A 20203-nucleotide genomic window follows, 5' to 3' on the forward strand; every position below is an offset into this window, starting at 1 on the left:
AGACTATTATAATCTTCGCGGTAATTCTAATTTTTAAAAAATATTTCCAATTTGTTCAGACAAATAACCCAGTTTAAATCATCAGATAGTATTGACGACAATTTTCACCCAAATAACGTAATATTTTTTGACGTTCCTCTGTTAAATTACTCATTTGTTGCTTGCCATTGACAAGCAACAAGTGTACAGATTGAAACATCTGAAATATCCACCTCATTGTCGGTTTATTCGTGAATTTCTTTACCTGATTTCTGACGCTACCATCTGATAATAATAATGCTTGCCTCAACTTTCTTTGTGCTAGGTTATAGACTAACAAGCATAGCTCCATTATCATCGCAATTGCCTCCACTCTTTCGGGACTTTTGACAAATACACTTGACGTAAAAAACAATGGATCTTTTAAAAATCTAAATCCTCTTTCGTTCGATTGTTGAGCTTTATATTCTAAGAGTACCTGCTGATTATTCAATTCATCTTCATCTAAGATATTCGTCGCCAATATAAATCTTCCAGCTTTAATTTTCTCAGCTTCTATCACTTCTATTCTCGGTTCTATTTGACCTGTGACTTGATATTTTATTTGCTGTTTCTCGGTGGATTTACTTGGTCTTCCTGCTTTGGTATACTCTGGTTTTTCTGAGTACTCAATTTCTTTGATTTGGTGATATTTCCACGATAATGATAGCTTTTCTACAGCGATTTTAGCATCTGCCTGACATGCAAATTCTTGTCTGGATAGTTTGCGTAGTGCGGCTTGCGCTTTTTCTAACTGCTTCTCAACTTGTTTTTTTACTTGTTGAATACTTGATTTTTTTCGCTGTTCACTTTCTATGATTAACCATCTTTGTTTTATCTTTCCGTATTCACTTTCTCTAGTTGCTATTTTGTATCCTGTTGTTTCACTTTCTTGCCATTCATTTTCCTGAATATCTAAGATTTTATGTTGTGCCTCTTTAATACTTAGTGGTACTCTAGTTATCCATTTTAATTCTCTCATGGCTTCTAGGTTATCAGCTGTGTATAAGGCACTGTCAGCTACACATATTCCCGCGAATGTCCATTGCTTTCTAAATTCTTTTAATCGGGAGACGAATACACTTTTATCATCTACGTTTCCTGAATCTACTTTTAAATATAATGGGATATCTCCATCTCCTGTCACTATCATATCAATGATAAATTGTTTTAAGTCTGGTCGGTGGTCTCTCGAGTATCCATGAACAATTTCTATGGGTTTCATTTCTGACTCTAATTCGGCTTGATTTAATGAGGCTTCTTGATTAATTTTATCTATTGTCTCTGACTCTTTTTCATATTCTCCATGTACATACATTGAACTCCCATCTAAATGAATACTATTCATTTCTACTTGGAATTTGTCCGCCGCTTTTATGGCGATTGCTGTAAATAATTTCGTTGTTCCTACTTGATAGTATTGGTCTAATGCCCTTCCTAATCTATCGTCATTTAAATGTGATGGGTAGACTCCTTTTCTTATTAGATGTTCGGTTGCTTTTCCTACAAAAAACTCCTCAAATAGATATAATGGTGCGCTCAAAAACCCTAACCCATTCAAAATCATTGCTTTCATTACTTGTCCAGGAGTGAGAGTTTCTTTAACTTTTATTCCCACTTTTTTATTCACTTCTTCTACCAATTCCATCTCGTCTATTATTCCCGCTACTATGCCCAAATGGTCTATATTTAGGACTTTTATTGTTTCTAGTGCCTCATTCATGCTTTTTCTCTTTCCACTTACCGCCTTATTATTTTATAGAAAAAAAGCCTGAAATAATTGCTATACAACCATTTCAGGCTTAAGTTTTTTCAATTTCATAATTATGAAATCTGCTTTAATATCTGCGGAATGTGGGTTTAAATCAAAATTGCAGGTTATTAAATTTGCATTCCTAAGTTAGATAAACTGCCGTTGCTCAATGCAAGTATGAATGAGATGAATGCAATTGGGTAGCGATCGCCACAGGTGAGAGGTTGAGGTAATTGCACATTTGTCAAGATTAACTCTTGAACGCTCTTGCACTTGTCATCAAAATCATCTTAATACTGCTGCCAGCATTAAAAAAGTCAACAGCCTAGTGGTCTGTCCCACTAATTTTGATTGTCATGTGTGTTTGTAGTCAGGACTTTAGTCCTTGATTTTTAAGCACTAAAGTGCTTACTACGAACCTATCAGAACTTTTGGGACAGAATACTAGCTGTAGAGCAATCGGGGGCGTGTCTGGAGTTCCTCAATAGTTATAAAAGACAGCTTTGCTACTGTTGTACTCAGCAACTGATTTTATAGTTAAAGTCATATTCTGGTGAATAAAAATGGTTGCGGAAATTCAACGTGCAGTTGTGATTACAGGCGCATCAACAGGAATTGGTGAGGCTTGTGCTTTGCTTTTAGACAAGTTGGGATTCTCTGTTTTTGCTGGTGTGCGTAAAGATGTCGATGCTGAAGCGCTGAAGCAGAAAGCATCCCCAAGACTTAGACCGATTTTTTTAGATGTTACTGATCCTCAATCAATTATATCTGCGGTTGAAACTGTAAACAATGCCGTCGGCGATCGCGGAATTTTTGGTTTAGTGAATAACGCCGGTATTGCTGTTCCTGGGCCGTTAGAACTATTACCCATCGCTGAGTTTCGCCATCAAATAGAGGTGAATGTTATCGGACAGCTTGCCGTCACACAAGCGTTTCTTGGTCTATTACGCCAAGGACAGGGTCGAATTGTCAATATGGGTTCCATTAGCGGTAGAAGTGCTGCCCCGTTTCTGGGAGCTTACAATGCTTCAAAATTTGCCCTAGAAGGACTCACCGATGCCATGCGTATGGAGTTGCGCCCTTGGGGAATCTCAGTTTCTATTATCGAACCAAGTGCGATCGCTACGCCAATTTGGGAAAAATCTCTCGGTCAAGCTGACATTGGCCAAGAAAATCTCTCTCAATCAAATCTTGATCTCTATGGTAACACCATGAAAGCTGTACGTAAGAGTATGGGAATTATCGCATCTAAGGGAATTCCTGCAGATACTGTAGCTCAATCTGTTGTCCATGCGTTAACTGCAAAGCATCCCAAAACACGCTATCTTGTGGGACAAGATGCCAAAATCGGAGCTTTTCTGAAGCGTTTTTTACCAGACAAAGTTTATGACAGATTGATTTTATATTCGATGGGTTTGTGATTAGGGGATTGGGGATTGCACTTCGACTTCGCTCAGTGCCCAGGGATTGGGGATTAGGGAAGAAATGATCCTTGACTCTTGACTCTTGACTTATTTAGTTTGAAAGATATTTTGTACCATTTTTTTATCTGTATTTGCAGCTGCTTGATCAAGTGCTTCTACCTCACTGGGGTTTAATTGCCAACCTAATGCACCAATATTTTCCTTGGCTTGCTCAACACTCTTCGCTCCAGGGATGGGAATGGTGCCTTTACAGATGCACCAATTGACTGCTACCTGTGACATGGTTTTATTTCTAGACTGTGCAATTTCTTGTAAACATACTAGAAGCGATCGCACTTTTGGTATTAGCTGTCTAAACAACAAACCTCTGACGCCTTTGGGAAAAGGGCCTGTTTCTGCATATTTTCCCGTCAATAATCCTAAAGCTAGAGGGCTGTAGGCAATCATCTTGATTCCTAATTGGTCACAAACATCTTTTAGCCCTAGTTCTGTCACCGGATATGTAGATAATAAAGAATATTGCACTTGTAGCGTGGCAATGGGTACTCCTCGTTCAGCAAACTTTTGATGCACATACTGGAGCCGTTTAGGGCCGTAATTGGATAGTCCTACTCCCTTAACTAAGCCTTGCTCATAAAGATCAGCCAAACCATCTAACAGTCCTGCTTCTTGCCAAGGCGCATAGTTTGCTGTTGACCAATGCATTTGTACCAAATCTACATTTTTTCCCAGACGTTGAGCAGATGATTTGCAAGCCGCAACCATTGACTGGCGCGTCCATCTCCAAGGGTAAGCTGCAAGCTTGGTGGCAATGCAAATATTTTTTTTGCCTATACCTTGATATGCTTGAGAAAATTTTCCTAGAAGTAGCTCACTACGCCCGTTTAATCTGCCAGTACCATAAGAATCACCTGTATCAAACAAAGTAACACCGTTACTCACACAAAGGTTAAAGACCGCTTGCAACTGCTCATCCATACTTTCGTTGTATCCCCACAGCAGTTGGTTTCCCCACGCCCAAGTCCCACAGCCCATAATTGGTAGGGATATTTCTTGGCTAATTTGCATATTGACTCGCTGTAAATGTTTTAAATATTTTTATATTAGGACGATGTGCAATCGCATTGCAGGTCGATGCAATTACATTGCAGGTCGATGCAATTACATTGCAGGTCGATGCAATTACATTGCAGGTCGATGCAATTACATTGCAGGTCGATGCAATTACATTGCAGGTCGATGCAATTGCATTGCAGGTCGATGCAATCATTACCGTTGTTTTTGACGTAATTGCTCGATGATATAGTCTTCGAGTTCTTGTCTTTCTCTGTTACTGGCTTTGCGCTGATAAGTTCTGCCTGTTTCTTGAATAAACTTACGTTTTTCGCTTGGAGACGAATTGACTTTCATTCCCTGTGCTTTGAGCTTGTTCTGTAATTCTTCCCAGGTTTCTTCTCCTACACTTTCGCCTAATTTTACAAGTGCCTTTGGGAGTAAGTTTTTAGCTTCTCTTTGAAAATCCTCTTCTGTCTCTAGAGAGGCTAAATCTACACTGCTGAAGTCGATTTCAATTTGAAACTTACTCATTAAATTATCTTTGCTCAATTAACAACTAATCTTTGGATGTACATCTTACTAGAACAACACAGCTAAAATATAGGACTCATATTTGATTTTTGAACAAATCTAAGTATCTGTAGGGTGGGCATTGCCTAAGCTGTTAACTTTGAAGGTCTTAAGTCCAAAATGTATCATACAAAATAATAGTCGTAGTTAACGTTATAGCGGTTTTCAGCTCAGTGAGGTACAGTTTTCAATCGCAAAGCCTGTAGGGGCGGGGTTTTCCCGCCCTCGATTGTATGGCATCCGACCGAAAACCTCTATATCATCAGGGCACGGCAGTGCCGATGCCCCTACGGTAAACACAAAAATTGCATGATAATTTTTAACTAATTTCGTACAAAGTCAACAGCTTAGTACAGGTCGGCGGAAATGAGCATACCATTGTAGTGCGAGCATCTTGCTCGCGTTTGTCTGCGAGCTAGATTATCAAAATGAATTTATAAAATGGTATGGTTATTTACGCCATGCAGTACTAGTGAATATTTTGATAAGCACCATTAAGTTCACTACCTTGATGCTAGCAAACCGTCATCGACCTCAGTCCCTATGTTAGGAGTCAGAAACGATAGACTTTTTACAGGGATACTTTGAAAACATGATTGTTTGCCATTTATACAAGAACTCTAGCTAAGGTAGGTATGGGGTAATGGTGCGCTTAAAACTGTGGCAATGGCTGATTTTAGCAACACCGATCGCTTTCATCGTCACTTTCTTACTAGTCTCCGCCGGAATGCAAATTCACACGTGGGGGATTAATTGGATTTGGGCTGTGTTCACCCTGCTGTTTGTGGGTTGGCGTTGGCTACTGGTGCGATGGACTCAACCTGTGGTGAAGCAGCTGGAGGCTGTATTAGCAGAAGTGAGCGAGGAATTAGCATCTGTTGCCGATGATACCTTACCTACCACAGGCAATAACGCCACCAATCAAGCAGAAATCGCTTTCCAAGAAATTTTGACAGCAGCACAAAGTGATCGCCCAATGTGGGAAGACTGGCAAACTTTCTGGATGCGCTGCCAAGATTTAGTGGTAGCGATCGCTCATATCTACAATCCCCAAGTGCAATATCCTTTGCTGAATATTTACATTCCCCAAGCTTACGGGTTGATTAGGGGCACAATGGATGGGCTGGATCAGTGGATGCAGAAGTTATCCCCAGCACTCAACCAAGTGACAGTTGGGCAAGCATACCAAGCATACGAAGTCTACCGAAAACTAGAACCATCTGCTCGTAAACTTTGGCGAGTTTGGAGTTGGGCACAGTGGTTATTAAACCCAGTCGCCAAGGTAGCACAACAAGCAAGTCAGCGGTATGCTAACCAAGCGAATCAGCAATTACTGGTGAATTTGAGCCAGTTGCTACGGGAAGCTGCTTTGAGAAATTTATGCCGACAAGCGATCGCTCTTTATAGTGGTATGACACCACCAGTTTTAGCATCTTCCCCCAAAACAACTCTCCCCACAGCCAAAACTCAAACCATCCGAGACATCCTCGAACAAGCAACACCAGTCGCAGCAGTCGAGCAAAAATCGGTCAACATTCTACTGGTGGGGCGGACAGGATCGGGAAAAAGCAGTTTGATTAACACATTGTTTCAAGCTGATTTAGCTGCCGTTGATGTCTTACCCAGCACCGATCGCATTCAAAATTATCAATGGCAAACTCAAAGCGGTGAAACCCTGACACTTTTAGACACCCCAGGCTATGAACAAGTTTACCCTGAGCGTAGCCGAAGGGTTAATCGTGGAGAACTCCGAGAGCAAGTGTTGGATTATGCCAGTAATGCAGACTTGCTGCTGTTAGTCACACCAGCCCTTGATCCTGCACTGCAGATGGATGTGGACTTTCTCCGTGAGATGAAAGCAGAGGTGACAGATTTACCTGTGATTACCATCGTTACCCAAGTGGATCGTCTCCGTCCCATCCGCGAGTGGGAGCCACCTTATGATTGGGAATGGGGGGATAAACCAAAGGAAATTGCCATTCGGGAAGCTACTGAGTATCGCGCTAAGTTGCTGGGTGAATTCTCTTATTTGGTTCTACCAGTTGTCACAGGCGATAGTCAAACAGGGCGTGTATCCTGGGGAGTGGAAGCGCTATCTTTGGGATTGATAGAAGTGATCGCACCCGCAAAGCAACTACGGCTAGCTCGTTTTTTGCGTAATCTCGAAGCCCGCACCGTCGCCGCCGCCAAAATCATCGATCACTACACCTTTCAGATGGCGACAACCCAAGGACTCACAGCACTCCTCAAAAGTCCTGTACTGCAATTTATTGCTACCCTGTCAACAGGCGCGCCAACTTTAGCATACCTACTAGCAGAACAAATTCCTGTGGAACAGTTACCAATTGTGATTGGCAAACTCCAGATGGCTTATGATTTGTTCTCACTTTTAAATCCAGGTAACTCAGCAACCCTCAACTTTGATTTGCTATCCCTGTGGCCCTTATTGTTAGAAAACTCCACCACCAGCGATCGTCACGCCTGGGCTTTTGGTCATGCGCTAGTAGAATACTGGACTCAAAATCTGACAGTTGAGCAACTGCGAGAACGTTTTGATTATTACAGCAGGGAACAGGTTTAAAGGTTTTTTAGTATCTGTATTTTCTCATGAGTTCATGTCCTAATCCACCTGGCAACTCAGATATCTCCATCTATCGATTGCCAAATAAAATTTCTGCGTATGATAAATTACTCCCGGTAGAACATTCAAAAGCTATAGATGATGTTTCACATATTTACCTAGCAAGATACAAGAAGTATTTAATGCTTTATGTTTTAGTGAAAGATATCAATAGTGAATCAACGGAGTCTTGTTTATGACTGTAAAGTTGATCAAGATGCCTAGTTTTTGCCGTAGCCAACGAGTGCGCTTTGTTGGCGGAGAAGGGATTATACGGAGCTACAAATCTGAATCTGAAAGCTGGACTTATCTCGTTGAGATGCCGTTGGGACTAAAACCTGACTTTGGCAGAGTGGGTGCAGAAACAATGGTGTTTCTCAACGAGGTAGATTTGTGTGCAGCACGATCATCAAATTTCAGCCATTGATTTTTACATATCCACTTGATCTAACAACACATATCAAACGTGGACTATTTCTCTTTAATACTACCAATCAACTGAATCTTTAGGAGAATAATAATGTTGGATATTGATGAAATGAATTCAAAAGAAATACACGAACTACTGCACCAAGTAGGATACGGCCATCTTGGCTGCATACACGAAGGCAAACCCTACGTGATGCCAATGTATTATTATCTCGAAAATTCGGATATTTACCTGTTTACAACAGTCGGTATGAAGACTAAGGATATTGATGCAAATCCAGAAATCTGCCTACAGGTTGAAGACATTCACGATCCGCTTCATTGGCGCAGCGTAATTGTGAATGGTCGAGCCGCTCGCCTCACCGAGCATCCAGACATCGATCGAGCAATGCACTATATCAAACAGCTAAATCCAACGCTATCACCTGCGATCAATCGCACCTGGATTGATGCTCAAGGACATTCAGAAGCCATCGCAATTTACCGCCTCCATCTCAGTGAAATGAGCGGACGCACGACTGATGGAGTCAGCAGTCGGTAAGAACCCAAATACTGTATTTCTAGTACACCTCCAAATCAAGAATATATCTACCTTACGATGGCCTCACATCTTAAACCTAAGATGGAAGCCAATAACTCTGCATCATGAAATGATGGCAGAGTTGTGTTAGTTTCTCACCTCTAGAATAGAGGATATCAATTTTATTACTCGTTTTCTTTTTACTAGTTTTTCACAAGGAATTATCATGGTAAGTAAAATTGACATCAACAAATCTGTGCCGCGTGAGCGATGGGGTGAATTTTTTGATCAGTTTTCAGATGGTAATCGTGGACGGCATATTTCCATCGAAATCATCGATTCAGAACTCGGTGACGCAGAACTAATTCAGAACGCACCTTTGATGGCGATGGTTTACGATCGCCCTGGAAAGGGAGATGATTTGATCATTGAAGTCGGTCGAGATGAAGTGACTTACGCTCACACAATCGATTCGCCAACTGAAGTTTTAACCGGACAGAACTCAAACGGTGTGATGATAGCAGTTCGGATTAGTGACGCTGCTGGCAAAAAAACGTTGATCCAGCTACAAGCTAGTTGAGCTAAAGCAACAGACTCACCGCAAAACGCCAGAGTAAAACATGCCAAAGGGAGCATCATGAGCAACTCAAAAAAATTAATGGTATAAAAATGAATCAAGATCCACATGATGAAACCAATCTTGAACGACGACAAGAACTGCAACATGATGAAGAGGCTTTCCGACTTCATCAAGAGGAGAAACGCCTAGAAACTGCTAGGCGAAGTACTGCCTTTATTTGGATAGTTAATAGCATTTTTTGGCTGGCGGGAATGCTAGAAATATTACTTGGAATCAGGTTCTTGCTGCGTTTGTTGGGTGCTAACCCCAAAAATGAATTTGCTCAGTTGATTAATAATCTATCTGCACCTTTTGTTGCTCCATTTTCTACCCTATTTATTAGTCCTACTTCCGATGGTGGGGCAAATATATTTGATATCAATATTGTGATTGCGATCGTAGCCTACGCTCTCTTGAGCTATTTGGTGGTTTCGCTGATTAGATTCATCTTTTATCAAAGACCGTAAATTTGCATCACACTTTGTGCAAAGTTGATACATCAAATTCTTTTTAATAAATTTTCATCACTTTTATCTGAATCGAAGAGGAAAATATGGTTAATCTTATCTGGACTGTTGTTGTTGTGCTTGTCATCTTGTGGTTGCTAGGATTCTCAATTCACATTGGCGGCACCTTAATCCACCTGCTTTTGGTTTTAGCACTGATTGGCATTGTTTATAACTTACTTATAGGGCGACGTATTATCTAATAACCCTTGTGGTTCAGCTTGCCAACAAACAACCTCTACAAGGAAACACGATCGCAATTAATTTGAGCTAAACATTTTGCTCGCGTTTCCTTGTTTATACTTACTGTATGTCCAATTATAGATAATATTCTCATTAAAACTGTTTCTACCTGTAGATGATATTTAGATATCTTAACTTTAATATACAAAGAGAACAAAGAATCAATAAAAACCATACTGATGCTTATAAACAAGAGGAACGATACTAAGAGAAATACTAGCTATAGGACTAGTATTTGATTCTTGAAATACACATAGAAATAGTACTTGTAGGGTTGGCAATGCCCAGTCTACTACAGATACTGATATTTTTTCAATAATCAAATCGGATTCCTATATCTTCTCTAAAAAGCTTCGTTCCTCCTTTAAAAGCATGGGTGAAAAAACATCGCCACCAAATTACTGAAATGAAGTGGTTTTTTCATTGTCATGGTTTAATTATGGCTCGAATTTAGTATCAACAAACATTTGTATAGTAGTGCATTTTGATTTTTGAAAAATACATAGTAGGGTAGAAAATGCTCACCAGATCAAGGGTTTGGTGGGCATTGACCACCCTACAGATACTTAAATTTGTTCAAAAATCAAATATGAGTTTTATATAAGTATTTGATGCTATTTACAGCGCATTACTGTCTGTAGAAAAAACACTGAGTAACAAACACAATGACAAATTTATCTGGCAAACATGTCTCTTTTTGGATTGACTCAACCTCTACAACAAGGTCGTCAAACGTAGTCGAAACAACCTATCCGTCCCTGGAAAATAGCATTTCGGTGGACGTTGCCATAGTCGGAGGCGGCATTGTTGGGTTGACTGCAGCTACACTGCTAAAACGAGCCGGCAAGACAGTCGCTGTGATTGAGTCCAGGCAAATTGTTACAGGAGTCAGCGGTGGTACAACTGCCAAAATTACCTTGTTACACCAATTGATCTACGCTGATTTAATCAAACAAATCGGTGAGCAAAAAGCGCGGCTTTATGCGGAATCAAATCGAGCGGGGATTGAACGTGTTGCCGCATTTGTAGAGGAAGAACAAATTGATTGTGACTTTAGCCGTCAAAGCTCCTACACCTTCGCAGAACCAGACGACGAACTAGATAAAATTAAAGATGAAGTGGAAGCTGCTATTAAACTAGGACTTCCCGCGACTTTCGTTGAAGAAACATCACTGCCATTTGCGATCGCTGGAGCCATCAAATTAGACAACCAAGCTCAGTTTCATGTCCGCAAATATCTGCTACATCTAGCTAAAAATATTCCCGGTAACGGCAGTCATTTGTTTGAGAACACGCGAGTTGAAAAGGTTGAAGAAGACAATCCCTGTCAAGTTGTTACCGATCGAGGCATCATCAACGCCCAAGATGTGATCGTAGCAACTAATTTACCAATTCTAGACCAAGGGCTTTTCTTTGCCAAAACCTATCCCGAACGCTCCTACATCGTTGGGGCTAAAATTGATCCTGCGAAAGCACCCCAAGGAATGTATATCGGCAGTGGTAAGGGTTCCCACTCTATTCGTACGACTCCCTACGATGGCGGTTTGCTTCTGTTAGTTGGTGGTGAAGGGCATAAAGTTGGTACAGATTCTAATACAGAAGAACGTTACCAAAAACTAGAAGCCTATACCCGCGATCGCTTCGGCATTGAAACCTTTGCATATCGTTGGTCAAACCAAGATATGGTGTCGTTTGATAAACTCCCTTACATCGGCAAGCTGACCCCATTAAATCACCATATTTATGTCGCCACCGGATTTAGTCTCTGGGGAATGTCGAAGGGAACGATGTCTGGAATGCTGCTTTCGGACTTGATTCTCGGAAAAGATAATCCCTATGCTCAATTGTATGATGCGACTCGTGCAACTCCGTTTTTGACGGTGGAATCGGTCAAACAAGGAGTTGATGTGGCTACTCGATGGGTTGGCGATCGCTTCAAAGGTCTTCAGTCTAATTCCTTTGCTGAGGTTGCTAAGGGTGAAGGCAAGCTACTGACCATTGATAATGAGAAGATTGCCGCTTACCGAGATGAAGCCGGAACTGTTCATGCTGTTTCTGCCGTATGTACTCACCTAGCTTGTATTGTGAGTTGGAACAATGGTGAAAAGAGTTGGGATTGTGCCTGTCACGGTTCTCGGTTCAGTTGCGACGGACAGGTCATTCAGGGGCCAGCTGTAAAGGACTTGGAGATCATCCAAAATGCTAATTAAGACAAAAGCAGATATCCTATTGCCTGTTATCCGAATATCTAGTTATGAAGAAGCAGAGCAACAATTTAAGTGGCTGCTAATGCTGGAAAATTTAGACGAACAGGTGAAAACACAGCCTGCGCTGATTAAAGACTTTGCAGAATTTTTCTCTTTAGCTTTAATCGAGGCATACACAGAAAACTCAAAAGCCGAGCCAGCAAAGTGGTTTTTACAGCGATTACTTTATCGCATAAATCGGCTCAATCTATTTTGGTATGACAATTTGCAACTGTATACAAATGAACGCTCTACTTATTTAGGAGAGGTACGCGATCGCATTGAGTCAGTCTGGCAAGCATGGGAATTGAGCCAACTAGATGTTGAGAAAATACAGTACTTAAAAGTTAAACAAGCTCTGCAAGAAAGAGCAGATGTAGACTTAAATCCTCCTTTATCAGCAGCAAAACGTTATCTGCGAGAAGATATGAGCTGGGAGGGCTATCGGTTACTATTAGCGATCGCCTCCTTGGATGGACTAGTAGAAGCTAGTCGTCTTTCTCGGATTTTGGGAGGAGCAAGTAACGAAATTCAGGCAACTTTGTTTCGCGTACTCTTAGAAGAGTATGGTAACGGACGTTTGTCGCGAAAACACTCTACTTTCTTTGCCCAAATGATGGCTGAATTAGGTCTCAAGACTGAACCAGAAGCTTATCTCGATCTTGTACCTTGGCAAGTCTTAGCAAGTATCAATCACAACTTCTTGCTGACAGAGCGAAAACGACATTTTCTCCGCTATAACGGTGGACTGACCTATTTTGAGATAGCAGGCCCAGCAATTTATACAGACTATATGTTAGCGGCGAAACGATTGCAACTTGCAGATGCCGCTATGGGCTATTGGGAATTGCACATTCGTGAAGATGAACGGCACGGACAATGGATGCTCACGGATGTTGCTCTACCCCTAGCTGATAGGTATCCGGATCATGCTTGGGAATTAGTACTGGGCTATGACCAAGAGAAATTTATGGGCGATCGCGCCGCAGCTGCGGTTATGGCTCTCATTCAACAGTCCCAATCGACATTTACTCAACCACAATAACCAAAGGTTACATGAATAAATCTTTATTAAATTCCCAAAAGATAGCTAAAACCTATCCAGCAGATTATCTGCCTCCAGAGATATTCTTCTGTCCTGAAGAATCACAGTTTTATTCCCAATGTATAGAAAGAATGGTATTGAATACCTGTGAAGATTTAACTTCCATTGTCGAATTTGGGGCAGGAGATGGTAGTCCAGTAATCAATAGCTTATTAAAATGTCAATTTAATGGCTTGATTAATGGCTATGAGTTAAATTCTCATGCTTGCGAGGTAGCACAATTTCGGATTGAGCGACATAAGCTGACACATAAGTATGTTGTTCATAATTCTTGCTTTTTTAATAAAGATTGGCAATCGGCAGCAAACTATTTGATCTCTAACCCTCCTTATCTGCCAGCAATTAACAACGACCTATATATTCCTGCTTTACATGGTGGAATCGATGGATCATCTATAACCAAGCAACTCCTATCTATGGATTGTCAAAGTGCAATGTTAATGCTTTCTGCTTACTCCGATCCAGTAGGAACAATTGAATATGCGATCGCCCAAGGTTATCATGTGGAGGATTTTATGACTTCACCCATGAGCTTTGGATATTACAGTTGCGAACCCCAGGTAAAACAGAGAATAGTAGAACTGCGTCAGCATCACAAAGCTTTCTATTCCCAAAATATTTATATTCTCGCAGGTGTTCTCTTCAAAAAACACCATAATTCCCAAGCAGATATGTCGTCAGAATTGATTAAAATAATGACCGCTTTGTGAATTTCGATGCTCTCAATTTATAAATAGGTAAGTGGGCGCTAAAAATTCAACGTTTCTAGAAGAAATATAAATTATTTGTAGTGGACTGACAAGCCTAAGAGGATGTTTGAAAATTTCTGGGCGAATAGAATGAGACTGTTGGTCAATTAAAGATGAGTTCAACCCCTCACCCCTAAAGCCTTGGTTTTGCGTTGCTTTCCCGCCCTGCAATAAATTGCGGGCTAATACCTAAAGTGCGTTGAAACGCACTGAAATTAAAGAAATTTAAGATGGATTTGGGCTGATGGGTTAGACCCCCTATCAATTCGCCAACAGTCTCATAGAATTCGCTACTACACAAACGAAGTCCTCCTCTGTGGACTAATCAAAATCAAGGGCTTTTAACCTACGGAGGCAGGTTTTGTATGTGTAGCCGCGATTTCTAATCGCCAGGGCTTTTCTAGGGATTAGCCTCTGTCACCACTTCGGGTAGTGGAATAAACTCTGTTTCATCTGGCACGCTAGCAAAACGATGACCTCGCCAATCGGCTTTTGCTTGCTCTATCCGTTCTGGTCGGCTAGAAACAAAGTTCCACCATTTGTGGCGTGTACCCAATGGCTCACCACCAATCACAATACACCGAGCAGTTGCAGCAGCAGAAACTCTGATCTCATCGACTGGCTCTAGGATGGCGAGACGATATGGCTCTAGCGGTTGCTCATTAATGCTCAACCCTTGGGTGACGCTGTATACTGCCCTCTCTGAATAGCCTGTGGGGATAGTAAAGTGAGCATTGGCAGACAGTATTACATCTAAATAGAGAATAGGCGAGAAAACTTTGACAGGTGAGGTATGGCCAAATGCTTGTCCGGCAATGAGTTTGATGACAGCACCATTTTCTTCCCAAGTGGGTAGGGTTTGGGCAGGATAGTGAGCAAACCAAGGGTCGGTTTCTTCGGATTCCGTAGGCAAGGCGACCCAGGTTTGAATACCATGAATAGTAGCTTCATTTTGACGATCAAAGTCGGGCGATCGCTCTGAATGTACAATCCCCTGTCCCGCTGTCATCCAGTTCACAGCACCCGGTTGAATTTCCTGCACAGTGCCTAAACTATCGCGATGCATCAAAGTACCATCAAATAAATAAGTTACTGTTGCAAGATTAATATGAGGATGTGGTCGGACATCAATACCTTTGTTGGGTGGTAAAACGGAAGGGCCAAGATGATCAAAAAAGATAAACGGCCCGACCATTTGGCGATGGGGATATGGCAAACTGCGGCGGGCAACAAACCCACCCAAATCTTTAACTTCAGGTTCAATCAGTTGCAGTATTGCCATAAGTGATGGATGGTGATTGGTAAATGCTGAAATCATTATAAGTAGATCCACCAGAAAAAAAGCGGCGTTGCATCAATGCGGGATGATCTGTCTCACGCAGAGGAGCCAGTGCGATGCGCGGGTTCCCAAGGCACTCCGTTGGGCGGCTTCGCCGACTTGAAGGAAGTGCCGCCGCGTTGTAGCAACTGGCGTCGCGCAGAGAGAATAAGGAGTTTTAGATTTTAATACCAATTTAAAAAAAGAATGCGACAGATGGGTAGTAGCACAGCACCCATAAACTATCGGTTTTCCCGAAATTATATGGAAGCCGTGCCCGTACGAAGAATGTATGTGTTGCAAACATTATTTGAATTGGTATTAATACATAAAATTTCATCCCATGATTCAGCAACGCCAAAAAAGCTACATGTAGCGACTGTCGCATTCTTCTTTTAAATTGGTAGGAACTAAATCCTTATTGACAGTAATTCTGCCAATATTCAGTCATAATCGCGGTAGAGATAATAGCAATAACTGTTGACTAATGTAGAGGCACTAAGCCTTAGCTTTTAAAAATGATGTCGTACAGCGACAGCAAAATCTCCACCACAATCAGAATCACCACATACCACTCTACTCGCTGGCTACTGCTATGCTGCATGAACTCCAGCACGGTTTGTGCGGTTTGGGAAATTAGCTCTAGTTTTCGTTCCAAAGCATTGTGACGCTCACGGATTTCGTACTCATCCTCTAAACGCAGATATAAGTTTTCTAGTTGTGGGGACTCCCACAGCAACTCCGGTTTATCGATAATCTCTACTCGACCCACAATTTTATGTTGAACTAACAGGGTAGATCCAAGTTGACGCAATAATTCCCGACTCTTGCGTTTATTCCTGTTATCACTCTGGAGACTAGCTGCAAATGGTTCAATTTGATCAAATACAGTTGCTATGCTCGTTTCATAATGAGAAAGAACAACACTTTTAGCAAGAATATCAGCCACTATCTGTAAACGTTCTACACTAAATTCATGCAGGAAAATTTTTCCTTCTTTAACTCGCTCACTTTCCACAACATTCAGATGAACTTCCACTTCTTCTGTTTCGGGATCGGGAAAAGAGTCACTAACTTGAGAGGATAGTTGGGTCAAAAAGGCTACCTTTTCCGCAGGCTCAAGGTTAAACAGAACAACTGCTCCATAGCTCAGTAGCACCGCACAGCTGTGTTCACCTACTGTAACTATTAATGGCATAGTTGCCAAGCAAACGTAATTCTCCAATCTTTGTAGGTTAATCTTCTTACCAAGGAATAGGGCCTGCGCTCTAAAGTTATCTCTGTCATGAAAAAAGAGTTTTTGCATTGTCGCCCAATACTATGTTTTGTCTATTAAGGGAACATCAGGAAATAAATTATCCCATCTTGTGATGCGGACAAGATGCCCACTAACCACCACAAATGGGCATCTTGTCCATCCCAAAATTTCTTGTGGGATGTTTTTTTATTGGGAATTCCCTCTCTTACTATGTCTTTTCTAGTACATTTGAGCGATTGCTAAAACGATGAATTGTTAAACTCACATTCGGATGGCTCAATTGATTCCTCTGATAGTGGGTATCTTCAGCTTTTGTTTACGAATCAGATATAAAGTTACAGAAGCGTTGCGAAAGCTGTATTATGCGACACCAAATTCCTTGACTATGGATCTTCTGGTAAAATCCATTTAGGCGGTTCTGTCATCTTTTTCCGTAGTCGTTCTTCTGCCAACTCCAACATTTTATCTAAAGAAGTTTCTTCAAGAAATTGCGTAGTAGCTTTTCTAAACTCGATATTGGGACACTTATCCCCTAAAACACAGCCATTCACACAGGCTTCGGCGCAGTTAATTTTTTGCTCCACAGTGAATTCCTCTCTGTCTCCTTTCCCAATAAATCTTACCTTGCAATTTGCCATCCTATTAGTCTCAATATCTACCATTTAGGGGGGGATTGGGGACTGGGGACTGGGGATTGGGGACTGGGGACTGGGGATTGGGGACTGGGGATTGGGGATTGGGGATTGGGGATTGGGCAATAGGCAATAGGCAATAGGTTATTATTTATCCCCCCTCATCTCCCCCTGCTCCCATTCGGCTACGCTCACGGCAAGCCTGCTCCCTGCTCCCTGCCCCTCCGCCTCTTCTGCCCCTTCTGCTACGCTAACCATATATGTGCAATAAAGGTAGCTCATGTCGGAAATCTTTGCTACTACTGGAACGATCGCCGCGATCGCTACTGCTGTTGTCCCCCAACAGGGTAGTGTGGGGATTGTGCGGGTGTCTGGTTCCCAAGCAATAGCGATCGCCCAAACTCTGTTTCACGCACCTGGGCGACAAGTTTGGTCAAGTCACCGCATTCTCTACGGTTACATCCGCCATCCCCAAACACAACAATTAGTAGATGAAGCCTTGTTGCTGATTATGCAAGCACCCCGTTCTTACACCCGTGAAGATGTGGTAGAGTTCCATTGTCACGGGGGAATCATCGCCGTGCAGCAGGTGTTGCAACTGTGCTTAGAAAATGGCGCGAGACTCGCCCAACCTGGAGAATTTACCCTCCGCGCCTTTTTAAATGGGCGATTGGACTTAACCCAAGCTGAAAGTATTGCCGATTTGGTGGGGGCGCGATCGCCTCAAGCTGCCCAGATTGCTTTAATTGGTTTACAAGGGAAATTAGCTCATCCCATCCGCCAGTTACGCGCTAACTGTTTGGATATCCTCGCAGAAATCGAAGCCAGAATCGATTTTGAGGAGGACTTACCTCCGCTGGATTATGAAGCTATTATCTCAGAAATTGAGAACATTACCACCGAAATTACCAGGTTAATCGCCACAAAAGACAAAGGTGAACTATTACGCACAGGCTTGAAAGTTGCAATTGTCGGGCGTCCGAACGTTGGTAAGTCCAGTTTATTGAACGCTTGGAGCCAGAGCGATCGCGCCATTGTCACCGACTTACCCGGTACAACCCGCGATGTGGTGGAATCCCAGCTAGTTGTCGGCGGAATTCCCGTGCAGGTGCTAGATACAGCGGGAATTCGGGAAACATTAGACCAAGTAGAAAAAATTGGCGTTGAGCGATCGCGTCGTGCCGCTAGCGCCGCTGATTTAGTCCTACTCACAATTGATGCTTCCGCAGGTTGGACAGCAGGCGATCAAGAAATTTACACACAAGTGCAACACCGTCCTGTGATTCTGGTGATTAACAAAATCGACTTGGTACAAGAAGATGAAAGAAATACTCTGCAATCCCAAATCCCAAATCTAAAATCTAAAATCTGCACAGCAGCCGCAAAAAGTCAAGGTATTGATGCTTTAGAAACAGCAATTTTAGAAATAGTAAAAACAGAAAAAATTCAAGCTGCTGATATGGATTTAGCAATCAACCAAAGACAAGCCGCAGCTTTAATTAAAGCTAAAATATCCTTGGAGCAAGTACAAGCAACAATTACTGAGCAGTTACCCCTTGATTTTTGGACAATTGACTTACGCGATGCCATTCATACATTCGGAGAAATCACTGGCGAAGAAGCTACAGAATCTGTACTTGATAGGATTTTTAGCAGATTTTGTATCGGTAAGTAAATCACAAATATCTAACAAAAATTATCTATGCATATCTCAATTCGTAAAGCAAGTATACAAGATACATTTATAGTTTCAGATGTTTTGCGAGAAGCAGCAGTATGGCTACAGCAGCGTGGTATACCTCTCTGGCATGATAGCGAAGTTACACCAGAAAGTATCTCTAAAGATATTGCTAACGGCCTATTTTTCATAGCTGAATCGGATGGTGAGCCATCTGGGACAATCAAGTTTCAGCTTGAAGATTTACTTTTCTGGCCAGATATTGTTCAAGAAGATTCAGCATTTATCCATCGCCTTGCTGTTAGACGGAATTACTCTGGTGGTAAAGTATCTTCAGCACTGCTTAATTGGGCTATTTCAAATGCACAAACACTCAAGAAAAGTTATTTACGCCTAGATTGCGATGCTGCGCGTCCACGTTTAAAAGCAGTATATGAAAAATTCGGTTTCTGTCATCACAGCGACAAACAAGTTGGTGCTTATTTTGTCTCTCGCTACGAATATAAAATACCTGTAAAAGTGAACTAAATTTATATGTCTTTTATTGATGAAATTAATCATGCTAATGCATTAATTGTGGGAGCGAGCCAAGGCATTGGTCTAGGTTTCGTGAAAAAATTATTGCAAGATGAGAGAATTACCAAAGTTTATGCAACTTATCGTCAACCGGAGTCTGCTTCTGAGTTAATAGCTCTAGAAAGTGAAAATCCTGAAAGATTAATTTGCTTGGCTCTGGATATTACTGATGAACTACAGATAGTTGAAATTGTGCAAACGATACGCACTGAAGTCAAAAAACTACATTTAGTAATTAACTGTGTGGGACTTTTACATGACAGTAATTTACAACCAGAAAAAAGCTTAAGACAGCTTAATTCAGAAAATTTGCTGCGTTACTTCCAAATCAATAGCATTGGTGCTGTCTTACTGGCTAAACATTTATTACCTTTATTTCGTCATGGAGAACGTAGTGTTTTTGCTACTATTTCTGCCAAGTTAGGCAGTATTGGAGATAATCAACTTGGTGGATGGTACGGTTATCGCGCCTCAAAAGCTGCACTAAATATGTTTATGCGAACTGCAGCTATTGAGTATATCAGAAGCAGTCCTAAGACTTTCGTAGTAACTTTGCATCCTGGGACAACCGATACACGCCTCTCTCGTCCGTTCCAGGGAAATGTTCCCGCGGAAAAACTATTTTCTGTAGAACGCACTGTTAGTCAATTGCTGGGTGTGATTGAACAGCTGCAAGAAGGCGATAGTGGAAAGTTTTTCTCCTGGGATGGGAGTCAATTACCTTGGTAAGTAGGACGACGCAAATAAAGCTAACTGTTATAGATTATCATTTGTCATTTATTTAGGGACTTCCAAAAAATAATTATCCAATTTACTCAGATACTATTTTTCTTTCTCCCCCTGCTCCCTGCTCCCTGCCCCCCTGCCTACATAGGATAGGATA

The 20203-nt window shown here is 41.7% G+C and carries 20 protein-coding genes; 14 read left to right on the plus strand and 6 right to left on the minus strand.

What is annotated here, in order from left to right; translation table 11 throughout:
* Positions 1-73: 73 nt before the first annotated feature.
* The gene (locus tag CAL7507_RS15575) at positions 74-1741 is read right to left on the minus strand and encodes an IS1634 family transposase (protein ID WP_015129431.1); all 1668 of its coding nucleotides are present in this window, start codon (positions 1739-1741) and stop codon (positions 74-76) included.
* A gap of 593 nt (positions 1742-2334) precedes the next feature.
* On the opposite strand from CAL7507_RS15575, the gene CAL7507_RS15580 reads away from it, so the two are divergent.
* A complete protein-coding gene (locus tag CAL7507_RS15580) occupies positions 2335-3192 on the plus strand; it encodes an SDR family NAD(P)-dependent oxidoreductase (RefSeq protein WP_015129432.1) in 858 nt (285 codons plus the stop codon).
* A 90-nt stretch (positions 3193-3282) separates the two neighbouring features.
* On the opposite strand, the gene CAL7507_RS15585 is transcribed toward CAL7507_RS15580, so the two are convergent.
* A complete protein-coding gene (locus tag CAL7507_RS15585) occupies positions 3283-4263 on the minus strand; it encodes an aldo/keto reductase (RefSeq protein WP_015129433.1) in 981 nt (326 codons plus the stop codon).
* A gap of 56 nt (positions 4264-4319) precedes the next feature.
* Here CAL7507_RS15585 and CAL7507_RS32745 point away from each other — a divergent pair, with 56 nt between their 5' ends.
* On the plus strand, positions 4320-4496 hold the full coding sequence (locus tag CAL7507_RS32745) for a hypothetical protein (protein ID WP_201447844.1): 177 nt from the start codon (positions 4320-4322) through the stop codon (positions 4494-4496).
* On the opposite strand, the gene CAL7507_RS15590 is transcribed toward CAL7507_RS32745, so the two are convergent.
* Positions 4465-4782 carry a hypothetical protein gene (locus CAL7507_RS15590; RefSeq protein WP_015129434.1) on the minus strand — a complete coding sequence of 106 codons (318 nt, stop codon included), beginning with the start codon at positions 4780-4782 and terminating at the stop codon, positions 4465-4467. The two genes, CAL7507_RS32745 and CAL7507_RS15590, sit on opposite strands and share 32 nt — an antisense overlap.
* Before the next feature lie 682 nt (positions 4783-5464).
* On the opposite strand from CAL7507_RS15590, the gene CAL7507_RS15595 reads away from it, so the two are divergent.
* From CAL7507_RS15595 to CAL7507_RS15630, 9 genes are all read left to right on the plus strand, one after another.
* Positions 5465-7402 carry a GTPase family protein gene (locus CAL7507_RS15595; RefSeq protein ID WP_015129435.1) on the plus strand — a complete coding sequence of 646 codons (1938 nt, stop codon included), beginning with the start codon at positions 5465-5467 and terminating at the stop codon, positions 7400-7402.
* A 235-nt stretch (positions 7403-7637) separates the two neighbouring features.
* Positions 7638-7868 (plus strand): hypothetical protein, encoded by a 231-nt coding sequence (locus CAL7507_RS15600; RefSeq protein ID WP_015129437.1) that lies wholly within the window; start codon positions 7638-7640, stop codon positions 7866-7868.
* A 111-nt stretch (positions 7869-7979) separates the two neighbouring features.
* Complete coding sequence (locus CAL7507_RS15605) at positions 7980-8411, plus strand: pyridoxamine 5'-phosphate oxidase family protein (RefSeq protein WP_236556772.1); 432 nt, start codon at positions 7980-7982, stop codon at positions 8409-8411.
* 205 nt (positions 8412-8616) lie between these two features.
* Positions 8617-8970: a DUF5335 family protein gene (locus CAL7507_RS15610; RefSeq protein ID WP_015129439.1), complete on the plus strand. Its 354-nt coding sequence runs from the start codon at positions 8617-8619 to the stop codon at positions 8968-8970.
* Positions 8971-9059: 89 nt separating this feature from the next.
* Positions 9060-9476: a YggT family protein gene (locus tag CAL7507_RS15615; protein ID WP_015129440.1), complete on the plus strand. Its 417-nt coding sequence runs from the start codon at positions 9060-9062 to the stop codon at positions 9474-9476.
* Between the two features lie 86 nt (positions 9477-9562).
* Positions 9563-9718, plus strand: a complete 156-nt coding sequence (locus tag CAL7507_RS31745) for a lmo0937 family membrane protein (RefSeq protein ID WP_015129441.1) — start codon at positions 9563-9565, stop codon at positions 9716-9718.
* Positions 9719-10423: 705 nt separating this feature from the next.
* Positions 10424-11968: an FAD-dependent oxidoreductase gene (locus CAL7507_RS15620; RefSeq protein WP_015129442.1), complete on the plus strand. Its 1545-nt coding sequence runs from the start codon at positions 10424-10426 to the stop codon at positions 11966-11968.
* Positions 11958-13049 (plus strand): iron-containing redox enzyme family protein, encoded by a 1092-nt coding sequence (locus CAL7507_RS15625; protein ID WP_015129443.1) that lies wholly within the window; start codon positions 11958-11960, stop codon positions 13047-13049. The genes CAL7507_RS15620 and CAL7507_RS15625 overlap by 11 nt, the downstream gene beginning before the upstream one ends.
* An 11-nt stretch (positions 13050-13060) precedes the next feature.
* Complete coding sequence (locus tag CAL7507_RS15630) at positions 13061-13819, plus strand: hypothetical protein (RefSeq protein ID WP_015129444.1); 759 nt, start codon at positions 13061-13063, stop codon at positions 13817-13819.
* A 439-nt stretch (positions 13820-14258) separates the two neighbouring features.
* On the opposite strand, the gene CAL7507_RS15635 is transcribed toward CAL7507_RS15630, so the two are convergent.
* From CAL7507_RS15635 to CAL7507_RS15645, 3 genes are all read right to left on the minus strand, one after another.
* Complete coding sequence (locus CAL7507_RS15635; protein ID WP_015129445.1) at positions 14259-15140, minus strand: pirin family protein; 882 nt, start codon at positions 15138-15140, stop codon at positions 14259-14261.
* A 541-nt stretch (positions 15141-15681) separates the two neighbouring features.
* Positions 15682-16482 (minus strand): RMD1 family protein, encoded by an 801-nt coding sequence (locus tag CAL7507_RS15640; protein ID WP_015129447.1) that lies wholly within the window; start codon positions 16480-16482, stop codon positions 15682-15684.
* 335 nt (positions 16483-16817) lie between these two features.
* On the minus strand, positions 16818-17018 hold the full coding sequence (locus tag CAL7507_RS15645; protein WP_042341357.1) for a hypothetical protein: 201 nt from the start codon (positions 17016-17018) through the stop codon (positions 16818-16820).
* 328 nt (positions 17019-17346) lie between these two features.
* Between CAL7507_RS15645 and mnmE the strand changes: the two genes are divergently transcribed.
* The 3 genes from mnmE to CAL7507_RS15665 are packed head-to-tail and all read left to right on the plus strand — an operon-like array spanning position 17347 to position 20049.
* Entirely contained in the window at positions 17347-18741 is a 1395-nt protein-coding gene (mnmE, locus tag CAL7507_RS15655; RefSeq protein WP_015129449.1) for a tRNA uridine-5-carboxymethylaminomethyl(34) synthesis GTPase MnmE, read from the plus strand.
* Between the two features lie 27 nt (positions 18742-18768).
* Positions 18769-19272, plus strand: a complete 504-nt coding sequence (locus tag CAL7507_RS15660) for a GNAT family N-acetyltransferase (RefSeq protein ID WP_015129450.1) — start codon at positions 18769-18771, stop codon at positions 19270-19272.
* Positions 19273-19278: 6 nt separating this feature from the next.
* Entirely contained in the window at positions 19279-20049 is a 771-nt protein-coding gene (locus CAL7507_RS15665; RefSeq protein WP_015129451.1) for an SDR family NAD(P)-dependent oxidoreductase, read from the plus strand.
* Positions 20050-20203 lie beyond the last annotated feature (154 nt).

Origin of the sequence: Calothrix sp. PCC 7507, from assembly GCF_000316575.1 — a bacterium.
Classification (GTDB): domain Bacteria; phylum Cyanobacteriota; class Cyanobacteriia; order Cyanobacteriales; family Nostocaceae; genus Fortiea.